The sequence below is a fragment of the Pseudomonas morbosilactucae genome (assembly GCF_023241665.1).
In the GTDB taxonomy this organism is placed as follows: domain Bacteria; phylum Pseudomonadota; class Gammaproteobacteria; order Pseudomonadales; family Pseudomonadaceae; genus Aquipseudomonas; species Aquipseudomonas morbosilactucae.
Genome location: NZ_JALQCX010000047.1, coordinates 77,445 through 97,425, shown reverse-complemented (window position 1 = coordinate 97,425; position 19,981 = coordinate 77,445). Strand labels below are relative to the sequence as shown.

At 63.0% G+C, this 19,981-nt stretch carries 19 protein-coding genes; 9 read left to right on the top strand and 10 right to left on the bottom strand.

Annotated features, from left to right (window positions below):
• Positions 1-11 precede the first annotated feature (11 nt).
• On the bottom strand, positions 12-2,435 hold the full coding sequence (locus M1B35_RS23210) for a glucose/quinate/shikimate family membrane-bound PQQ-dependent dehydrogenase (protein ID WP_268263206.1): 2,424 nt from the start codon (positions 2,433-2,435) through the stop codon (positions 12-14).
• A gap of 396 nt (positions 2,436-2,831) precedes the next feature.
• Here M1B35_RS23210 and M1B35_RS23205 point away from each other — a divergent pair, with 396 nt between their 5' ends.
• Positions 2,832-3,425: an SMI1/KNR4 family protein gene (locus M1B35_RS23205; RefSeq protein ID WP_268263205.1), complete on the top strand. Its 594-nt coding sequence runs from the start codon at positions 2,832-2,834 to the stop codon at positions 3,423-3,425.
• Between the two features lie 19 nt (positions 3,426-3,444).
• Here the strand turns inward: M1B35_RS23205 and M1B35_RS23200 are convergent, their stop codons facing one another.
• The gene (locus tag M1B35_RS23200; protein ID WP_268263204.1) at positions 3,445-3,927 is read right to left on the bottom strand and encodes an Lrp/AsnC family transcriptional regulator; all 483 of its coding nucleotides are present in this window, start codon (positions 3,925-3,927) and stop codon (positions 3,445-3,447) included.
• Between the two features lie 151 nt (positions 3,928-4,078).
• On the opposite strand from M1B35_RS23200, the gene M1B35_RS23195 reads away from it, so the two are divergent.
• The 6 genes from M1B35_RS23195 (at position 4,079) to M1B35_RS23170 (ending at position 9,591) form a co-directional block, all read left to right on the top strand.
• Complete coding sequence (locus M1B35_RS23195) at positions 4,079-4,501, top strand: DUF2000 domain-containing protein (protein WP_268263203.1); 423 nt, start codon at positions 4,079-4,081, stop codon at positions 4,499-4,501.
• Positions 4,502-4,580: 79 nt separating this feature from the next.
• Positions 4,581-5,207: a LysE family translocator gene (locus M1B35_RS23190; protein ID WP_268263202.1), complete on the top strand. Its 627-nt coding sequence runs from the start codon at positions 4,581-4,583 to the stop codon at positions 5,205-5,207.
• A gap of 202 nt (positions 5,208-5,409) precedes the next feature.
• Positions 5,410-6,354: a phytanoyl-CoA dioxygenase family protein gene (locus M1B35_RS23185; RefSeq protein ID WP_268263201.1), complete on the top strand. Its 945-nt coding sequence runs from the start codon at positions 5,410-5,412 to the stop codon at positions 6,352-6,354.
• Between the two features lie 161 nt (positions 6,355-6,515).
• On the top strand, positions 6,516-8,087 hold the full coding sequence (locus tag M1B35_RS23180) for a glycosyltransferase family 61 protein (RefSeq protein WP_268263200.1): 1,572 nt from the start codon (positions 6,516-6,518) through the stop codon (positions 8,085-8,087).
• The gene (locus M1B35_RS23175) at positions 8,084-8,482 is read left to right on the top strand and encodes a sugar 3,4-ketoisomerase (RefSeq protein WP_123337376.1); all 399 of its coding nucleotides are present in this window, start codon (positions 8,084-8,086) and stop codon (positions 8,480-8,482) included. Before M1B35_RS23180 ends, M1B35_RS23175 begins: the two co-directional genes overlap by 4 nt.
• Positions 8,482-9,591, top strand: a complete 1,110-nt coding sequence (locus M1B35_RS23170) for a DegT/DnrJ/EryC1/StrS family aminotransferase (RefSeq protein WP_268263199.1) — start codon at positions 8,482-8,484, stop codon at positions 9,589-9,591. Before M1B35_RS23175 ends, M1B35_RS23170 begins: the two co-directional genes overlap by 1 nt.
• 31 nt (positions 9,592-9,622) lie before the next feature.
• Here M1B35_RS23170 and M1B35_RS23165 read toward each other — a convergent pair whose 3' ends face one another.
• From M1B35_RS23165 to M1B35_RS23130, 8 genes are all read right to left on the bottom strand, one after another.
• Positions 9,623-10,921: a histidine-type phosphatase gene (locus M1B35_RS23165; RefSeq protein WP_268263198.1), complete on the bottom strand. Its 1,299-nt coding sequence runs from the start codon at positions 10,919-10,921 to the stop codon at positions 9,623-9,625.
• 29 nt (positions 10,922-10,950) lie between these two features.
• Complete coding sequence (locus M1B35_RS23160) at positions 10,951-12,243, bottom strand: histidine-type phosphatase (protein WP_268263197.1); 1,293 nt, start codon at positions 12,241-12,243, stop codon at positions 10,951-10,953.
• Between the two features lie 22 nt (positions 12,244-12,265).
• Positions 12,266-13,000, bottom strand: coding sequence for an oligogalacturonate-specific porin KdgM family protein (locus M1B35_RS23155; RefSeq protein WP_268263196.1), 735 nt, complete (start codon positions 12,998-13,000; stop codon positions 12,266-12,268).
• Positions 13,001-13,092: 92 nt separating this feature from the next.
• The gene (locus tag M1B35_RS23150) at positions 13,093-14,457 is read right to left on the bottom strand and encodes an MFS transporter (protein WP_268263195.1); all 1,365 of its coding nucleotides are present in this window, start codon (positions 14,455-14,457) and stop codon (positions 13,093-13,095) included.
• 63 nt (positions 14,458-14,520) lie between these two features.
• Positions 14,521-15,354 (bottom strand): inositol monophosphatase family protein, encoded by an 834-nt coding sequence (locus tag M1B35_RS23145; protein WP_268263194.1) that lies wholly within the window; start codon positions 15,352-15,354, stop codon positions 14,521-14,523.
• Between the two features lie 163 nt (positions 15,355-15,517).
• A complete protein-coding gene (locus M1B35_RS23140) occupies positions 15,518-16,525 on the bottom strand; it encodes a LacI family DNA-binding transcriptional regulator (protein WP_268263193.1) in 1,008 nt (335 codons plus the stop codon).
• 82 nt (positions 16,526-16,607) lie between these two features.
• Positions 16,608-17,060 (bottom strand): GNAT family N-acetyltransferase, encoded by a 453-nt coding sequence (locus M1B35_RS23135; RefSeq protein WP_268263192.1) that lies wholly within the window; start codon positions 17,058-17,060, stop codon positions 16,608-16,610.
• A gap of 97 nt (positions 17,061-17,157) precedes the next feature.
• A complete protein-coding gene (locus tag M1B35_RS23130; RefSeq protein ID WP_123337393.1) occupies positions 17,158-17,475 on the bottom strand; it encodes a hypothetical protein in 318 nt (105 codons plus the stop codon).
• Between the two features lie 379 nt (positions 17,476-17,854).
• Between M1B35_RS23130 and M1B35_RS23125 the strand changes: the two genes are divergently transcribed.
• Together M1B35_RS23125 and M1B35_RS23120 are read left to right on the top strand one after the other, a co-directional pair.
• Complete coding sequence (locus M1B35_RS23125; protein ID WP_268263191.1) at positions 17,855-18,328, top strand: hypothetical protein; 474 nt, start codon at positions 17,855-17,857, stop codon at positions 18,326-18,328.
• Between the two features lie 164 nt (positions 18,329-18,492).
• The gene (locus tag M1B35_RS23120) at positions 18,493-19,959 is read left to right on the top strand and encodes an ArnT family glycosyltransferase (protein WP_268263190.1); all 1,467 of its coding nucleotides are present in this window, start codon (positions 18,493-18,495) and stop codon (positions 19,957-19,959) included.
• Positions 19,960-19,981: the final 22 nt, after the last annotated feature.

Below are 19,981 nucleotides of genomic sequence, written 5' to 3'. Positions count from 1 at the left end.
GAGGTGCAGCCTTACTTGCTGTCTGGCAGCGCGTAAGCGATCACAAAGTCGCCGCGATCCGGCGACTGGCGAGCGCCGCCTGCGGTGATGACCACGTACTGCTTGCCGGTTTTCGGCGACACATAGGTCATCGGGCCACCCTGGCTGCCCACAGGCAGACGGGCTTTCCAGGCTTCTTCACCGTTGGCCGAGTTGTAGGCGCGCAGGTAGTAGTCCTGGGTACCGGCAATGAACACCAGGCCGCCCTGGGTGGACAGCGTACCGCCCAGGGTCGGCATGCCGATCGGCAGTGGCATTTTCATCTTGATGCCCATCGGACCAGTGTCTTCGACGGTGCCCACCGGCACTTGCCAAGCGACTTTCTGGGTCTTCATGTCGATCGCGGTCAGGGTGCCGAATGGCGGTGCCTGGCACGGAATACCGGCCACCGACAGGAAGCGGTTCTTGTTCACCGCATACGGCGTGCCCTTGAGTGGTACCGCGCCCATGCCGGTGTTCAGCGCTTCACCGCCGGACGACGCCTTGGCGTCTTTCTGTGCTGGGATCATCTGGATCCACAAGCCCAGGCGCATGTCGTTGACGAAGATGAAACCGTGCACCGGATCCGTCGAAATGCTGCCCCAGTTCATGCCACCCAGGGACCCTGGGAAGCTCAGCGACACATCGGTACCCGGCGCGGTGTACAGGCCGTCGTAACGCATTTTCTTGAACGAGATGCGGCACAGCATCTGGTCGAACGGCGTGGCGCCCCACATGTCCGACTCGGTCAGGTGCTGCGCGCCGATCTGTGGCATGCCCACGGACAGCGGCTGGGTCGGCGAGTAAGGCTCGTTGGGGATGTTCGACGCCTTGACCGGTACATCTTCAACCTTGGTCAGGGGCTTGCCGGTGGCACGATCCAGCACGTAGATCTGACCGGCCTTGGTGCCAATCACGACCGCCGGGACCTTGCTGCCGTCAGGCTTGGCGAAGTCGATCAGGCTCGGCTGCATCGGCAAGTCGAAGTCCCACAGATCGTTGTGCACGGTCTGGTAGACCCACTTTTCTTCACCGGTGGTGGCGTTCAGCGCCAGGATGGAAGCGCCGTACTTGTGGTCCAGCGCCGTACGTTCCACGCCGTAGATATCGGTGGACGAACTGCCCATCGGCAAGAACAGGGTATTCATCGCCGGGTCATAAGACATCGGCGCCCAGCTGTTGGGCGTACTGCGCACGTAGGTGCTGCCGTCGGCCGGGGCCTTTTTGTCTTGCGGGTTACCCGGGTCGAAGGCCCAGCGCATAGCACCGGTGACCACGTCGAAACCACGGATCACACCGCCCGGCATGTCAGCCTGGACGTTGTCGGCCACGCGGCCGCCCACCACTACTGTGGTCCCGGCCATCAGCGGCGCGGAGGACAGTTGGTAGTAGGAGTCAGGCACGTTGCCCAGGCCGGCTTTCAGGTCCACTTGGCCGTTGTTGCCAAAGCCCTGGCAGAACTCGCCAGTGTCGGCATCCACAGCAATCAGCCGTGCATCGATGGTGTTGGTCAGCAGACGGCGCTGGCAGTTGGCACCAGCCGCGACAGCGACCGGCTGGGCCGGGGTGCTGCCATCAGTGGGCTGGGCCACGGCGGCAGTCGCGTCGAAGTAAGCCAGGCCACGGCAACGCTGCCACACCTTGGATTGGGCGTTGATCTGGTTTTTCCACAGCTGTTTGCCGGTGTCGGCATCCAGCGCGATGAGGTTGTTGTGCGGGGTGCAGATAAACACCTTGTCGCCAACCTGCAACGGGGTCATCTGGTCTTCCGCACCATTGCCGTCGCTGATGGCAACGTCACCGGTGTTGTAGGTCCAGGCAGGCACCAATTGCGAAACGTTGCCACGGTTGATCTGGTCCAGCGCGGCAAAGCGGCTACCGCCTTCGTCATTGCCGTAGTGGGCCCAGTTTTTCTGCGCCTTGGCCGGGTCGACCTGGGTCAGGCCCGGGCCATCACCGCTCGGCGACACCGAGTAATGAGGCACAAACATGCCGGCAAAACCGCCAACGATCGCGATCGCCAGCACGCCACCCAGGGCGTAGCCACCACGACCGCCGGCCAGGCCATTGGCCTTGCGCAGGGTCGGGTAGACCAGCGCCACCAACAGGCTCAGTACGCCCAGGGCGAACAGACGGGAGACCAGCGGCCAGAACTTCAGCCCGACATCGGCCAGCGCCCAGATCAGCGTCAGCACCATGACCGCAGCGAACAGCCAGGCCCCTTTAAGGCGCTGCTTGAAAAGCAGCACCGCCGAGACGATCAGGCCGAGACCGGCGAGCAGGAAGTACCAACTGCCGCCGAGCGTGGCCAGATAGCCGCCACCGGCGGCGAAAAGCAATCCAAATACCAGCACTCCGAAAGCGACGACCCAGAGGGGCCAGCGGCTGACGGATGCCGAAGGTTGAGTGTTAGTCATGTTGCATGATCCTGCTGACGCATGAACGTTAGTGGGAAAGTTAAGAGTAGTGGAGGCTGCGACCTTGGGTGGTGTTTCCAGGACAGGGTTTCAGTGAACCCAGCCACGGCCAGCGCATCAGCGCGGACAACAGCCACCCAGGCGCCGAGTTCGACGGGAGCCTGAAATCAATTAACTACTTAGTTAGTTAGCTTGGCAAGGGTATCAAAAAAAAGCCGGCCTGCGACAAATTGTCATTCGTGGAATGGAAGAAACACTGCTGCGAAAGCCGTAACAATTCACCGCAGACAGCCGCGCCTCAAGGGCTGGCATTGGCCTTGCCGACCTGGCAAAAAACCTTGCGGCGCAAGGCTCGGCCCAGCAGGATAGCCAGGCAATGGACTCCAGGATGAAGACATGACCGCCCCCCACTCGCCAGCTCCAGCCACCCTGGCTCACCACCTTGAACACATCGCTCGCCAGGTTCAGGCCGCGGATCAGCAACTGCCGCCGATGTTCCGGCCACCCGCCGACAACGCCACCATCGCCCGGGCCGAAGCCCGCCTCGGACGCACCCTGCCCGCGTCACTGCGCACGCTCTACGGCATCGCCGACGGCCAGACCGAAGGCAGCGCCACCCTGCTCGATGCTTTCAGTTGGATGCCCCTGGACGAAGTGCTGGACCGCAGCGATTTTCTCAACGATTTCTTTCCCGACGGCCGCAACGAGGAAGACCCCGATCACGCGCCCATGGACGTGGCCCCGGGCATCAAGCCCAGTTGGTGGTGGCCACACTGGCTGCCGATCATGGCCAACGGCGCAGGCGACTATCTGTGCCTCGACCTGGACCCGGCGCCCGGCGGGCACAGTGGCCAGGTCATCGCCTACTACCATGACGAAACCTACCGCCTGCTGATCGCCCCAAGCATTGAACAGCTGATCGAAGTGATCGCCAACGGCCTGTCCAGCGGCACCTATGCATTGGTGGACGGCATGATCGTCGAGGTCTAGGCAGCCGCGCCCACGGCCATCAGGCCTTGGGCGCTTTCACCGGCAATGAGGTGAAAGGTTTGATTTCCTTGAGCACAAACATGCTCTGCATTTCCTTGATTCCCGGCAGTCGACGGATCACCGACATGGCGAAGTCGGCAAAGGTGTCCAGGTCCCGGGCGACCACCTGCAGCAAGAAGTCGGCATCGCCACCGATGCTGTAGCAGGCCACCACATCCTCCAACTCCATCACCTCCTGCTCGAAGCGCTGGGCCTCGGCTTCGCTGTGCCGGTCAATGCTGACCCGCACAAACACCAGCACACCGAGGCCGATCTTGCGCCGGTCCAGCACCGCCCGGTAACCCTGGATCACGTTGTGCTCTTCAAGCTGGCGCACCCGCCGCCAGCAGGGTGATGCCGACAGGCCAATCTGGTCGGCCAGGGTCTGATTGGTGATCCGGCCGTCCTCCTGCAAAGCGGCAAGAATTCGGGTGTCGATAAGGCTCAAGGCTGAATCGGTCATATTTTTCGCCCAGTACATATATATGGGTAAATCTCACCCAAAACTACGTCAACAGCAATACAACTAGACACTTTTTACCCAGGCACGCGGTATATGCTTATTCCAGTCCCGCGCCCTGGAAGCAGCGGGCCCAGCACTCTTGAGGTCCGCCATGAAGTTCGATGCCAGCCTGCATAAATGCGTGATTATTGTGGATAGCGCCCTCGGGCCGGGGCACGCCATCAATGCGGCCAGTGTCATCGGGGTCAGCCTGGGAACCACGGTGACGGGCCTGGTGGGGCCGGACATGTCCAGCCAGGACCAGGTGAACTACCCCGGAGTGATTTATGCCCCGCTGCCGATTCTTCTGGCCTGCAACGAGGCGATTCGCGGCATCCACAGCCAGCTCATGACCGACGAAGAGGTGCACAGCCTTCCCTTCAGTGCCCTGGCCCAGTCCTGCAAGACCTATGTCGAGTACGAGTCACGGATCAATCAGGCCCACAGTTCAGGCATCGAGCTGGTGGCCCTGGGCTTGATTGGCCCGAAGAAGACCATCAACCGACTGACCGGCAGCCTGCCACTGTTCAGGTAACGGCCGCCGCCCTCCAGCACCGGCCATGCAGGCCACCGAGCACTCACCGCCCGCCCCCCCTTTTTGTCGAGATTGCCCCATGCTGGACCTGTCGCAAATCCTCACCTACGCCGCCGCCCTCGGCATCGCCGCCGCCATCCCAGGGCCCGGAATGGCCGCCTTGGTGGCCCGCAGCGTCAGCGGCGGATTGCTGCCGGGCTTCAGCCTGTTGCTGGGAATCATCCTCGGCGACCTGATCTACCTGTCATTCGCGGTCTTCGGGCTGACCCTGATCGCCCACCACTTCAGCGCGCTGTTTGCCGTGGTCCGCTGGGGGGCCGCCGCCTACCTGGGCTACCTGGCCTGGCAATTCTGGTTTGCTGCACATCAACCCGTAAGCCAGGGCAAACCCATCGACCGCCGGGAGTTGCTGTCGGCCTGGTTCTCGGGCTTGACCATCACCCTGGGCAACCCCAAGACCATTGCCTTTTACCTGGCCCTGCTGCCCCTGGTGATCAACCTTGAGTCCATCTCCCTGCAAACCTGGGGCTTGATGCTGGTGCCCTTGACCGCCCTGGTGTTGCTGGCGGTGGGCACGGTGTTTGTCCTGGGCGCCGTTCGCGTGCGCCACCTGCTCGCCAGCCTGCGCGCCCAACAACTGCTGTTCAGGGGCGCGGCGGTGATCATGCTCGGCGCCGCCGGGGCCATGCTGCTCCAGCACGCCTGACTCCACCCGCCCTGCTCGACCCCGTTGACCCGGCGCAATGCCCGGCCACAGCCTGTAGCGGAAGATGCGCCCCAGGCTGCGACCCGCCCCTCGCCGCCCGCCAACGACGGAAACCGCTAATCGGGCCAGGTATTTTTTTGCCGGCCCTGCGTTCACTTTAAACAGCCCCCGCCGATAACCACCTCAAGGACCACGAGCCACGATGAGCGATCACCACATGCAGACCTGTATCAACAACCTCATGGAGCAGGGTGCCCATCTGTTTGGAGAGATTCTGGATGTACCCCAGACCCAGGCGCTGTACCGCGACATGATCGCCGCGCGGGTGTTTGGGGGTGAGCTGTTCATGGATCAGGCCGAATACCTGGCCCAGGAAAACCACTTCAACGCCAACCCGACCAAGACCTTCAACTTCCTCAACCAGTTTGAATCGCAACTGCAATTCATCGAGCAGGACCCGCGCCTGACCGCCGTGCTGGACCAGGTGCTGGGCGACGATTATGAGGTGGTGATCAAGAAGGCCGTCTGCGGTGTGCCGGACGCCTGGCTACCGGACTGGATTCGGGAACGAATCCGCGACGTGAACGTGGCCAACCTGGGGCCCTACATCAAGAAGCCCTACCGCGACATCACCTATTTCCGCGGCATCGACTTCCACCAGGACATCATCGACTGGCCCCAAGGCCGGGTGGACCTGGACCCTTCGACCTTTCTCACGCTCTACGTTTATTTGCACGAAGTGTCCGAGCACGACTCGCCCCTGCACCTGATGCCCGGCAGCCACCGGTTCGGCGCCACGCTGTTTCCCCATCACCTGCAACACCTGGACGGCGACCGTTGGGTGTACAGCGATGACCAGGGCAATAGCGTGCCCTGCACCGACCAACGACTGACCGGAGGCCCGGGTTATGTCGGGCTCTGGCACAACTGCACCCTGCACGGCACACGCCCAGTGGCCCACGAGTCGGAGCAGTTTCGCTTGTCGCTGCGCTACCTGCTGGGCAAGTCCAATGGCCACACTGCCAAGACCGGCATCGATGAGATCAACCGCCACATCAGTGGCGAGTTGAGGCCCATCAGGACCCGGCGCGACCTGGATGCCAAGGGGGTCGCGCAGATCCGCGGCAACATCATTAACAACAACTGAGCGGGCCCCTTTCAGGCCGCCCCGGCAGCCTTTGTGAAAACGACTGCGTTCGGCAACACGGTCCAGAAAACAGGCTCGGAATGCTCATTTACAACCAGTAGACTTGCGCTTCCTCGCCTGCTGCGGGGGCGGGTGATGTTTAGACGTGGTACGAGGGCTGTATGGCAATAAGGGCAGCACAGAAAACCCCCATCCTGATTTTTGGAACCGGTGCCGGTGGCATCAGCTTCTATAAAAACTGCCGTGCCCGTTACAACGTGGTCGGTTTTCTGGACAACAACCAGCAGAAGCATGGGCAGACCCTGTTTGGCAAAACCATCCACGCCCCGCAGCAACTGGGCAGCCTGGCCTTCGAAAAAATCATCATCGCCAGCGACTACTACCGGGACATCTACCCACAACTGGTGGATGAGCTGGCAGTCAGCGAAGACAAGATCAGCATCTTCCATAAGCAGCTTTCCCCACCCAACCTGCGGCAGCGTTGCAACGCGCGCCTGGAGCGCCTGGGTTACGAGCTGATGTGCCGCCGCGAGGGGCTGATTTCCGACTGGCTGTACCGGCTGTTTTTCAAGCAACAGAGCCCGCTCGGCAGCATCAGCCGCTGCAAGCTGCGCTGGCTGGATGAAGTCAGTACGAACAAGGTCCATGTGTTTCGCCCAGCCGTGGCTGGTAGCGTTCAAGGCCCGCGATTCGTTGGCCAAGCGACACCGGCAACCGCCATCACTCTGCCTGAAGTGGCCCTGTATCGCTTCCAGCAGGCCCAGGTCTGCTCGGTGTCGCGCTCGGTGATTCTGGCCGACGGCCAGGTGATTGCCGAACGTGTGGTGACCGCACCCTCTGCCGATGCCGACTACAGCGGTGCCCACCTGCTTTACCACGGCCGCACCCTGGCCCTGGCCCGACGCGGCCAGAACCAGCCCATCGCCAAGGGCCTGCTGGTCAGCGGAGGCAGCGAGGTCAACTACTACCACTGGGTGCTGGAGATACTCAGCCAACTGCAGTTCATTGCCGAGCTGCCCAGCGCCTACGACGACTACCCGGTGCTGATTTCCCAGCACAGTCAGAACATCCCCTCCATCAAGGCCCTGATCGCCAGCCTGGGCATTGCCAGGCCCGTGGTGTTCTTGAACAGCGTCACTTCTTACTGCGTGGCCGATTTGCTGCTGATCAGCGCACCGAACAATTGCGTGCCCAACTTCAAGGGTTCGGCCTACAGCCGGGCCGAGAACAGCTTCGCCCGCCCCGAGTCGATCCAGTTCCTGCGGGACAAGGCCCTGGCGTTGACCGCCGGCATCGACCGGGCATCCCTGCCCAAGCGGGTGTTCCTCGGCCGCAAGGGCTTTTTGCGCCCCTACAACCAGGCCGAAGTACTGGCCCGCATCGAAGCCCTGGGCTTTGTCTGCGTGTACATGGAAGAACAGGACATTCACCACCAAGTGGCGATCATGGCCAACGCCGAGGTGATCATCGGCCCGACCGGCGCGGCCTGGACCAACATCATCTTTGCTTCCCAAGGGGCGAAGGCCCTGTGCTGGATGGCCAAGGAGGCAGGGGAACTGTCCTGCTTCTCCAACCTGGCGGACATCGTCAGCGTTGAAATGGACTACATCCCCTACCAGGCCGACACGTCAGACTCCCGAGAGATCTATTACAAGGAGTACGCCATTGATACCGACGTCATCGTGAGTTGGTTGCAGCGCACTCTGCCGACTTCCCCAAGCGGTCACCTATGAAAGTCCAACTCGTACAGTTGCAAACCCACGGCGATGAACGCGGCTCGCTGATTGCCCTGGAAGAAGGGAAGAACATCCCTTTTCAGATCAAGCGCATCTACTACATGTTCGATACCGGCGAGGGCGTGCGCCGGGGCTATCACGCGCACAAGTCGCTCAAGCAAGTGGCGGTCGCGGTGCGCGGTTCGTGCCGTTTCATGCTGGATGACGGCAAGGAAAAGATTGATATCCGTCTCGATCACCCCTGCCAGGGCCTGCTGATCGAGTCGTTTATCTGGCGAGAAATGTATGACTTTTCTCCCGACTGCGTGCTGATGGTGCTGGCGGACAGCCTCTACGATGAAGCCGACTACGTGCGTGACTACGAGACGTTCCAGCAGATGGTCGGTGCCTGATGAAGATTGCCTTTCTTGACCTGAAAACCATCAACCAGGGCTACGCCGAGGCGTTAAAAGACGCCTGCGCCCGGGTCATCGATTCCGGCTGGTACCTGCAGGGCGAAGAGTTGCGCCAGTTCGAGACAGACTTCGCCAGGTACTGCGGCACGTCCCATGCGGTGGGCGTGGGCAATGGCCTGGACGCACTGTCCCTGGTCCTGCGGGCCTGGAAAGAGCAAGGCAAGCTGCAGGACGGTGACGAGGTCATCGTGCAGAACAACACCTTTATTGCCACGGTCTCGGCGGTGATGGAAAACGGCTTGACGCCGGTGCTGGTGGACATCGACCCGGCCACCTACAACCTGGACATGCAGGCGGTAGAAGCGGCCATCACCCCCAAGACCCGGGCGATTATCCCAGTGCACCTGTATGGGCAAATGGCCCCGATGCCAGAGATCGTCGCCCTGGCCAAGCAACACGGTTTATGGGTCCTGGAAGACTGCGCCCAGGCCCACGGCGCGCAGTGCCAGGGGCGCAAGGCCGGCCAGTGGGGCGACGCCGGGGCCTTCAGTTTCTACCCCGGCAAAAACCTCGGCGCCCTGGGTGACGCCGGGGCCGTGGTGACCCACGACGCCGAACTGGCAAGCCTGGTACGCGCCCTGGGCAGCTACGGTTCGCGCATCAAGTACCAGCATGAACACGCAGGGGTGAACAGCCGTCTGGATGAGATCCAGGCCGCCATGCTGCGGGTCAAACTTGCCCACCTGGATCAGGACACCGAGGCCCGCCGGCAGATCGCCGAGCGTTACCTCGCCGAAATCCGCCACCCGCTGATCCGCCTGCCCCAAGTCACGCAACGCAGCGCCCATGTCTGGCATCTGTTCGTGATTGCCAGCCCCTGCCGCGACCGCTTGAAGGACTACCTGGAGCGCCATGGCATCCAGACCATCATCCATTACCCCTTGCCGATACCCAGTCATCGGCCCTATCGCCATTTGTCGCTGTCGGCTCGGGCGCAGGAAGCGGCCTTGCACGACAAGATCCTGTCATTGCCGCTGTACCACACCCTGAGTCGCGCCGAGCAGGACCACATCATCACTACCCTCAACCAGTTCGCGCCCGACTAGCGCAGCGCAGGGGCCCACGGCCCCTCCTCCCTTACCGCGCCTGGTACTCATAGGGCACCACCGCCGTGCGGTCGATGCCCTGCTCCATCTTCGCCAGAACCTCATTGATCGGGCACAGCAAGCCAACGGCGCTGGGTCGGCAATGCCCGTCGAGGTTGAACGACTCGCTCAGCGGCGGGTTGCCGGACGACAAGCCCTGCAAGCTGCGGATCTGATCCAGGCTCTGGGCTTCGAACACGATGTGCACAAAACGCTGGCCGCTGCTCACCTCCCGATAACGCTCGAACGCCAGGGTGCTGGCCGGCGGGATGTTGTTCTGCGGATAAGGGCTCTGCTGCCAGGTAAACCCGAGCATGGTGCGCAAGTAGGAGATGTTGGTGTCGTGGGCCACGTACATCACCAGCGGCACGTTCGGCGGGCCGCCTTGCACGGCTCCGCCGCCGCTGCCATCGCCCAGGGCCAGGGCGATCTGGTTCATCAACTGCGAACCGCCACGGCGCGCGATATAAGGTGTGTTGTTGATGAAGTCGTATTTGGCCCTGAGCAGGCCCATCAGGCCAGCCACCGCCTGGGCATCGCGCCCGTGGCCGAAGGCAACCTCGGCCAGTGGCAAACCCTCGCTGTATTGCAGGCGAAAGGTCTCCGCCATATTGGCCGCCACGCCCAGGCCCTGGATTTCATAACGCCCGTCCTTGCCCTGCTCCAGACGCCAGGGCGTGTCGGCCACCGGGCAGGGTTTACCCGGGTCACACACGGCCTGACGCAAGCGCTGCACATCTGCCGTCAGGGCTTTTTGCGCTTGTTCGGCGCTGCCGCCCATGGCTTGGAGAATCCCCGCCTTGGCCAACTCCGGGTCCAACGCGGCGAAGCTCAGCTTGTCGGTCTGGAACAGCGGGTCCAGCTCGCCTGCAACCGAGCCGGGTTGCAGGCCGCAGCCCGGGAACAAGCCATCGAGCAGGGCACTGGCGGTGGCGCGGGTACGCTGGATCGGGCTGGCCCAGGCGAACACCTGCCCCGCCGCCGGGCAGCCTGGGGGCAGCAATCCGGCGTGGCGCAGTTGCTCGCCACGGTAGCGGCCCATCTGCACCGCTGCGGCATAACCATGGCCGGTCAGGTGGCCGTCCTCCACCGACCAGGCCGGCCAGGTACGGTCCGACACCGCGCCCATGTCCTGGGTGTTGCCCGCCGTGGGCGGACGCACGCCGTGACGGCTGACCTGCACCACTTTTTCCAACTCATAGCCCTTGACCGGCGTACCGGCCTCGGCGCCGGCCTGCAGCGCCAAACCACCCAGCAACAGGCCGATCAGGGACATTCTTGAAACAGACATGGCGTGTCCTTCTCTGTGAGATCCACGATTCATGGGAATTGATAGGCGGTCAGCGCCGTGCGATCAATCGCCTGGTTCACCTGCCGGGCGAACATCGCCAATGGGCACAGCACGCCAACCTCGGTGGGCTTGCAACCACCCGGATTGAAGTCCGCCTGCAGGGGCTGAGCCGCCCCCTGCAAAGCCGTCAGGCCGCGGATCTGGTCCATGCCCTGGGCGACGAAGCGGGTGCGTACAAAGCGCTCGCCGCTGGCGCTGTCGCGATAGCGCTCGAACATCAGGGTCCCGGTGGGCGGGATGTTGTCCGGCTGGTATTCACCCAGTTGCCAGTGAAAACCGATCATCGAGCGCAGGTGCGAGATGTTGGTGTCGTGGGCCACCAGGATCAGCAAGGGCACCGCCGGCGGATTGCCCAGCGGGTCTTGCGTTTCCAGGGGCGTGCCCTGCTCCAGGCTCAAGAGGATCTGGTTCATCATCTGCGAACCGCCACGGCGGGCGATGTAGGGCGTGTCATTGACGAACTCGTACTTGGCCCGGTGCAGCCGCGACAGCGCGCTCACCGCCTGGGCATCCGGCGCATTGCCAAAAGCCACATCGGCCAGCGGCTTGCCTTCGCTGTAGGCCAGGCGAATGGTCTCGCCAATGGAGGACGCCATGTCCAGGCCCTTGATCTTCAAGCGCCCCTCATCGTTCTGCTTGAGTACCCAGGGGGTGTCATAGAAGGGGCAGCGTTTACCCTCGGCACAGACCGCGGCCTTGAGCCGGTCCAGGTCCGGTTGCAGTCGCGCCTTGGCCTGTTCCAGGGTGCCGCCCAGGGCTTTGCGCACACCGGCCTCGGCCTGCTTGGGGTCGAGTTGGGCGAACGGCAATTTATCGGTCTGGAACAACGGGTCGAGCTTGGTGGGCGGCACCTGGGCCTGCTGGCCACAGCCCGGGAACATGCCGTCCATCAACGCGGCGATGGTGGCGCGGGTGCGCTGCTTGGGGCTGGACAGGGCATAAAAACTGCCCGCCTTGGGGCAGCCCTGAGTGAGCAGGCCGGCACGGCGATATTCATTGGCCTGCCAGGCGCCCATCAGGCTCGACGCCAGGTAGCCGTGCCCGGTCAGTTCCCCTTCTCGCACCAGCCAGGTCGGCCAGGCACGGTCAGTGGCCTTGACCATCTTCTGCATGTCGGTGGGCGGACGCACCCCGTGGCGGCTGACCTGCACGGCCTTCTCCAACACGTAATGCGCGGGGCTGGCCGGCGCGGCCTGAGCGTTGGGCAACACGCTGCCGGCCAGCAGGCCGAAGACCCAAGTGATACGTGACAAGGCGGGCATGGAAAGACCTTTCCGGAGGTTTTCAGAATTCATAACGGACCCCTACGCGATAACGGACCTGACGCTCGTTGGTTTCTTCATCGACCTCCACATCGGCCACCTCCAGGTAGGGGGTGAAATGCGGTGTGGCCTTGAACTCGAGCAGGGCCTTGTTGTTGTAGTTGCGCTTCTTGTTATCGAACAGCAACTCGTTGCTGTAGACCTCCTTGTGCGCCACGCCGACGCTGAAACGTTCGAACTTGTACTTGGCCCCCAATTGCCAGGAGTCGTCGTTCTTGTTGCGTTTGCCCTGTTCGTCGTAGGTGGTGACCTTGTGGTAATAGCCGGGACTCACGGACAGGCGATTGGTCAGTTCGTAAGGAAACTTCACCGCCGTCTTGTAGGACTTTTTGTCCCCTCCCTTGCTGAAGGTGAACTTGGGTTTGATCTTCAGGGTCTTGGTCAGCTTGTGGGAGTACTTGAGCTTGGCCTTGAGCGCGTCCTTGGTCAGCCGCGAGTAAGCCTTGCCCGGCTGGCCGTCGTGGGTTTCGGCGGTCTCGGTGACCGCCTCGAACGCCACGCCGAAACCATGGGGCAGGTCTTCGATGATCATGAACTTGTCTTTGTGTTCACGATCCTTGTCGACGTACTGATGCTGGTAATCCAACTCCAGCGCACCGGCGCCGGCACTGGACAAGGCTGCGAGCAATGCCACCAGGCCGGTGGCACGTGAGGCGGGCAAGGTGAAGCGGCTCATGGGGTGCAGGTTGAGGTTCATTATTATTGTTCTCAGTGGTTTTTTCGGCACAAGCGACCCCGTCCCCCGACGGCCGTCGCCAGGGCGGTTTACAGCATTAGGAACGTCAGGTTTCAGGCTGCAGCGCCGGCAGTGGCGGCGGCTTCGGACGGCGCCGGGCCACCCGGGACAACAGGCAGGTCATCAGCACCGAGGCGATGGCCGCCCCCACCCACAACCGGGACAGGGTGTTGAAGTCGTAGAGCTTGGCGCCGGTGGCGGACAGGGTCGTGCCGTGTTCGATGATCACCCCGGTCAGCATCTCGCCGGCCGCCGCGCCGATGTAGCTGACGATGCCGATCATGCCCAGGGCTGCCCCGGCCGCGGCCTTGCCGGCGATGTCCACCGCCATCAAGCCGCCCAGGAAACACAACAGCGCTCCCAGGGAAGTGCCGAATACCACCATGGCCAACACGTCCAGCCAGTAATGCCCGGCCGGCCCATAGAGAAACAACGCCAGCCCCGCCGCATTCATGGCACCGAAAGCAATCGCCAAGCCATGCCGGCGACCGGCGAAAAAAGCGGTCGGAGATCAACCCGCTGAGGCCCGTGCCGGCGATCCCGCAGATGCTCGCCACGGAGATCAGGGTCGAGGCGCTGAGAGTGTCGTAGTGCTTGGCATTTTCGAGAAAGAACACGCCCCAGGAATTCACCGCATAACGGCCGACGTACATCAGGCACGACGCCAGGGCGAGCAGCCACAGGGCCGGGCTCTTGAGCAGCAGCCACTGGATGGACGCAACGCTGCTGGCGGCGGCCTGGGTGTCGATCTGCGGCTTGGAGTTGACTGGGGCAAAGCCTCGGCTTTCCGGTGAATCCGCCATGAAGAAGAACACCAGCACGATCCCCAGCAGGCCCATGGCCGTGGCCAGCCAGTAGCCGTACTGCCAGCCCCAGGTCACCACCACGGCCGCCACGGCGACGTAGGTCAGGGCCTCGCCCAGGTTGTGGGCAATCGACCAGAAACCGTAATAGGTGCCGCGCTCACGGTCGCCGTACCAACGCGCCAGGGACACCACGCACGGCCCCACGCCCATGGACTGGGCCCAGCCGTTGATGCCCCAGGCCAGGGTCAGGATCACCGCGTTGGTGGTCAGCCCCATGCAGGCGTTGACCAGGGCGCTCAGGGCCAGGCCAAGCATCATGAAGCGCCGCACATTGGCGTGGTCGGCGAGGAAGCCGTTGACCAGCTTGCCCACCGCATACGTGAAGAACAGCGCCGAACCGATCATCCCCAACTCGCTGGGGCTGAGGATGTCCTGGGACACCAAGGCCGGCTTGACCACGTTGAAGGACAGGCGACAGACGTAGAACAGCGCGTAACTCAACGACATCGACAACAGGGTTTGCAGACGCAGGCGCCGGAAGAGCCTGGGGTCCAGTTCGGGGTCCGGCTCGCGCGCCGGGGCAGCCTTGAGCAGGCTCAGTAGAGATTTCATAGCCGACAGTTCCTGTTTTTATTGTGCTGTACGTGCTTGGCCAAGCGAGGATAAAACCTGGGGTCAAGTGTCCAGGGAGGCTCCGATCAAGGGCGCCACCTGGGCGTAAATCCGTGGGCTGGCCACCAGCAACGGGTTGCCCTCCGTCAGGCCTTCGTTGCGCAGAAAGTCATTGCTCACGCCGCCCGCCTCTTGCACCAGCACCAGGCCGGCCAGGCAGTCCCAACTGTTGATATGGGTTTCGTAGTAACCGATCAGTCGGCCCGCCGCGACATAGGCCACCATCAACGCGCCCGAACCGTTGCGGATAAAGGTACCGCCCTGTTCCAACAGCTGTGTGACAAAGGGAATGAAATGCTCTTTGCCCCGTCGATGGGAGGTGCCGACGCCCATCACGCCGTGGCGGATATCGGCGGCGCCGTGAACCTGCAAGCGTTGCTCATTGAGCCAGGCACCCTGGCCGGAGCACGCATGGAACAGTTCGTCGTGCACCGCATCGGCCACTGCGCCGAGCCAGGGCTGGCCATCCACCAGCAGGCCGATGGAAACGCACCAGTTGTGCAGGCCATTGACGAAACAGCTGGTGCCGTCGATGGGGTCCACCACCCAGATGCATCGGGCATCCAGGGTCGCGCCACCGGTTTCCTCACCGAGAAAACCATCGTCGGGAAAACGTTCGGCCAACTGCCCCTTGATGTAGGCCTCGGTGTCCTGGTCGACGATGCTCACCAGGTCCTGGGGCTCGTCGCCCTTGTGGCTGACGCTCAACGTTTCGCGCTGCCGATAAGGGCCCAGGGCCCGACGCGCGGCCTCCCGGGCCAGCACCTGGGCGCATTCGTAGCGAGCCTGCAGGGCCTCGCGGGTCAAGGGTTCAGACAACGACTGACAATGCTGCATGGGCGGTTCCTCATCTCACGGTGCTTATTTCAATTGAAATTGCACACGTGTGCAAAGCCTTTTCAAAAAAATGGCGAACGGGTCGCCATCAGCCACGCCCTCCCAGGCGCTTGCGCTCATAAAGCACGAAATATTTTTTCGTTTCAAGATAATTTTGAACAATTTATTCCGTAGTGCTGCGCCGACGTACCAGCTCCACCGGCACGCAAAAAGGCACTTGAGGCGTCTGCTCCGAACGCTGGGGCAGCACCGTGACCTCTACCGCATAACGCGCCAGCGCTTCAGGGTCCTGACGAACGGTGGTCAGTTCATAGGCCCCTTGAGCGGCTTGGGGAATGTCGTCGAAACCGACCACCGCCACCGCCTCGGGAATGCTCAGGGCCAACGAGCCGCGCAGGGCATCCATCACCCCCAGGGCCAACATGTCGGTGGCGCAGAACACCCCATCCGGCCGATTCTTGTCGGCAAACAACGCCAGCGCAGCCTGCTGGCCGCCGGCATAACCACCGGCCTGTTGGTAGTGCTCGATCATCGGCGTCAACCCGGCCCGGGCCAGCTCTTCACGAAAGCCCAGCAGGCGCTGCCGAGAGCTGTAATTGCCCTCGCTCTGGCCGATGAACGCCAGGTGCTTCGCCCCACCTCGCAGCAGTTCCCGAGCCGCCAGGCGCCCGCCTTCGATGTGATCGCTGACCACCGCATTGGCCCCGCTGATGTGGGCGTCGCTGTTGATCATGGTCAAGGGCACCTGCCGGTTCAGGTAGCGCTCCACCTGCTCCACGGACGCCGAGGCCGAGGTCAGGATCACCCCGCGCACCTGGTAGCTGAGCAATTCCTGCAGGGAGCGTTCGAGCTGTTGCGGGTCGTTGGCGTTCATCAGCAACGGCATCAGGCCGTGCACATTCAGGTGGTGGGTCAAGGGCGCCAGCAGGCTGGCCAGGAAGGGGTTTTCAAAACCGGCGGTGATCACCCCGACAAAGTTGCTGCTGCCCTTGTTCATGGTCCGGGCGATCAGGTTGACCTGATAACCGAGGGCCTCGGCGGACTTCATCACCTTTTCCCGGGTGCGGGCAGACACGCTGGCCCCGGGGGTGAAGGTCCTGGACACCGCCGAGCGCGAGACCCCCGCGTGCAGGGCAACGGCTTCAGCAGTGATGATGTCCGGGTTGGCCATGACGGGAAGATTTCAGCCTGGAGAGCGGGACGCCATTCTGGCAGCGTCAAAAACCGAAGTCGACCGCTGCCCAAGGCACTCTCTAGGGCAAGGTGCGCTGCATGATCAGGGTTCGTTCTTCACCCTCGACCTGCTCACCCACCACCTGGAACCCCAGGCGCCGGTAAAACCCCTCGGCCGTCAGCGAAGACGGCACCCGCAGCACCTTGACCCCGGCCTCTTGAGCCGCCGCTTGCACCGCCTCCATAAGCCGCTGGCCGATGCCGGCGCGTTGCAACGAGGGTTCGACAAACACTGAACGCACGGCGGCGCCATCGAGGCTGGCGGTGCCGACAACCTTGCCGGCCCGGGTGGCGACGAACATTCGGCGTCGCTTCATCAGCTCAAGAATCGCCTCGGCGGTGAAGCTGCGTTGCACCCGCTCGATCACGCTGGGCGGGTAGTCCTGGGCATTGCTGGTCAGCAGCGCCGCGACAATCACCTGGCTGATCTGTGGGGCATCGTTCTCAAGGGCCAAGCGAATTTGCTCGGCCATACACACTCCCTGTTTGAATAGCCCAGGCCGCCCTTGCGGCGGCCCAGGTAAACGACCCGGCAGTTTGCCTACCGGGCCTGATGCGAGTCTGTGCGCACTACAGAAACACTGCCGACAACATTCCCAGGGCCCCCAGGCAGAAGCCGATCAATGCGCCGCGGCCGGGCGCTTCGTGAAACAGCGCCCAGATCACCAGCGGTTCCAGAAGCAGTAACGAGGTGACCGACACCACGGTGATCAACCAGATGTCCCCCACTGCCACGTAGCCCAGCCAATAAGCCCCCAGCAGACAGAGGCCGGCGAAACACATGATCAGCACCGGCCCGGCCAGTTCGGCCCATGAGGTGTGGCCGGTGTGGGCCAGCCGTGCGGCGACCACTTCACTGTAGATGGCGCAGAACTCGCCCAGCACCATCAGCCCTACAGCAGAAACTCCGAGTAATTCTTTGGACATATGACAAACCCCTTCGTATTGAGAGCTAGATTTTTCAGCTCCCAGGCGACGATGGCTCCGTTGATGGAACCGCCATGGCAATGCACGGGGGTGTGCGGTAACTCAGTCATGGTGAGGAACCTGAACATGTCCAATCTCCTTCTCGGTGGTTGATGCTCGAATGGCGACTGCGGGCCACTGCGCCTTGCAGGTTGGGCAGGCCGTTCTCTGTATACGGTATTTGCGCGGGCACCGGAATCACCCACGTCGGGCAAACCCCATAAAAACTCCACAGTGTGGAGAAGCCTCGCTCGATAACCTCCAGGCCATCACTTCCTGCCTTCTGCCTACGGTGCCCAACATGACCCAACCTGCCCGCAAAGCCACCCACCCGGTGCACCCCATCGACTGGTTCTTCACCTACTGCGTTGGGGTGGTCCTGCTGGCCCTGGGGTTGAGCCTGATCTTCGCCCTGTGCACCTACAACGCCAGCCACGTTTCCTTCGGCAACGCCGCCCGCGATGTGTTGACCGTGGCCTCGGTGCTGTTCGCCGTCAGCGGCGTATGCATCGGCGTACTGGCCGGCGTGCCCTCGGCCATTTTCTTCTGGGTGGCCCACACCCGGGCCCTGCACAACGTCGTGATCTACCTGGCCAGCGGCGCCATCAGCGCGTTGCCGATGATTCCCGTCGTGCTGAACCTGGTGCCTGGGCTACCGTCCACCGATACCCCGATGCCCTGGAGCGGATACGTCCGGCTGGTTCTGATCTTCGCCCTGTGCGGGGCCTTCCTGGGCTGGATTTACTGGTTCCGCACCGGCCGCCATCTGCGCTGAAGAACCGCTGGGGCAACGCCCGGCGACCAAGGAAAAAACCGAGCATGGCAAGCCCCCCCGGAACATCGGGGGCGTTCACGAATTATTAAGATTTGGCCCCGTATACTTTTCCCGCTGTCCAAAAAAACGCCAACTCTCGCCCTTGCCCTGGTAGCCCAACGCCCATGTCCCGCCCCGCACCGCTGTTGTTTCTGCTTGGCTGCCTGCTGTTTTTCTTCGCCTTGGGCAACCACCAACTGCAAGGCTCCACCGAGGCCCGGGTGGCAGGGATCGCCATGGAAATGCACCTGGACAATGACTGGGTCACGCCGCGCCTGTTCGGCCAGCCGTTCCTGGAAAAGCCGCCCCTGAGCCTGTGGCTGGATGCCGGTGCGATCCGCGCTTTTGGCGGCACGCCCTGGGCCGTGCGCCTGGCCTCGGCCTTCGCCGGGTTGTTCAGCCTGATGTTGCTGTACACAATGCTGCGCCGCTTCGGACGCCCAGTGATGATCGCCTGGGTGGCCGCTGCGATGCTGGCGACCATGGCCAGTTACTGGAGCAACGTGCGTGGCGTCGGCGAAGACGCCCTGCTCAGCCTCGGCGTGACCCTGGCCCTGCTGGCATTCTTCCAGGCCCAGCGCCGACTCGCCGAACAGCAACCGGCACCGTTGGCCTGGCTGGCGTTCGCCGCCGGAATCGCCATCGCGACCCTGAGCAAGGGCGTACTGGGGCTGGCCATGCCCGGGGTGGTGATCTTCGCCTACCTGCTGGCCGACAACTGGATCGACCGGCGCTTTAAACTCAGCCACTGGCTGCGGCCCGGACTGCTGACCCTGCTGGGGCTGGTGCCGCTGCTGATCTGGCTGGGCGTGCTCTATCAGCGCGGCGGCCTGCCGGCCCTGGCCGAAGTGCTGTGGACCAACAGCATCGGGCGCTTCGACGGCTCCTTTCAGGAGGCCGGGCATTACGAACCCTTCTACTACTACCTGGCCAAGCTGCCCCAGGCCTTCCTGCCGTGGAACATCCTGGTTTACCTAGGGTTGTGGCACTTTCGTAAAAGCCTGGTGAAGAATCGCTACCTGCTATTTTTCAGCCTGTGGTTGCTCGCGCAATTCACCCTGCTGTGCCTGGCGTCGAGCAAACGCACGGTGTACCTGATGTCCCTGACCCCGGCGGCGGCGGTGCTGGCGGCGGAATACGCAGCGGTGCTCTATGCGCGCCTCGGCCAGTGGGCGGCCGACCAGGGCATCCATGGCCAGTTGGGGCGTCATCGACGGGGCCTGGCCGTGAGCGTCATGGGGCTGGTGGTCTGCGGTTACCTGGTCGCCGCGCAATGGGCCGCACCACGTGCCGACCGGGAATTGTCCTTTGTACCGGTGACCCAGCACATCCAAAGCCTGCAAGCCGCCGGGCAACCGGTCGCTCTGTACCAGGCCAACGAACGCATCGCCGGGGCCAGCGTGTTCTACACCCAGAGCCTGCTCAAAGACCTGCAAACCCCTGCCCAACTGCAGGCCTACCTCGCCGAGTCGCCGCAGCACGTAGCCCTGATCGCAGCCGAGCAAGCACCCCCGGCCCCGTTGCAGGTGCTGAAGAAAATGCTCGTCGGGCGCCAGGCCTACTACTTTGTCGGCACCCACGGTGCCGACTGAGCAGCCTCGAACACACGGGGCG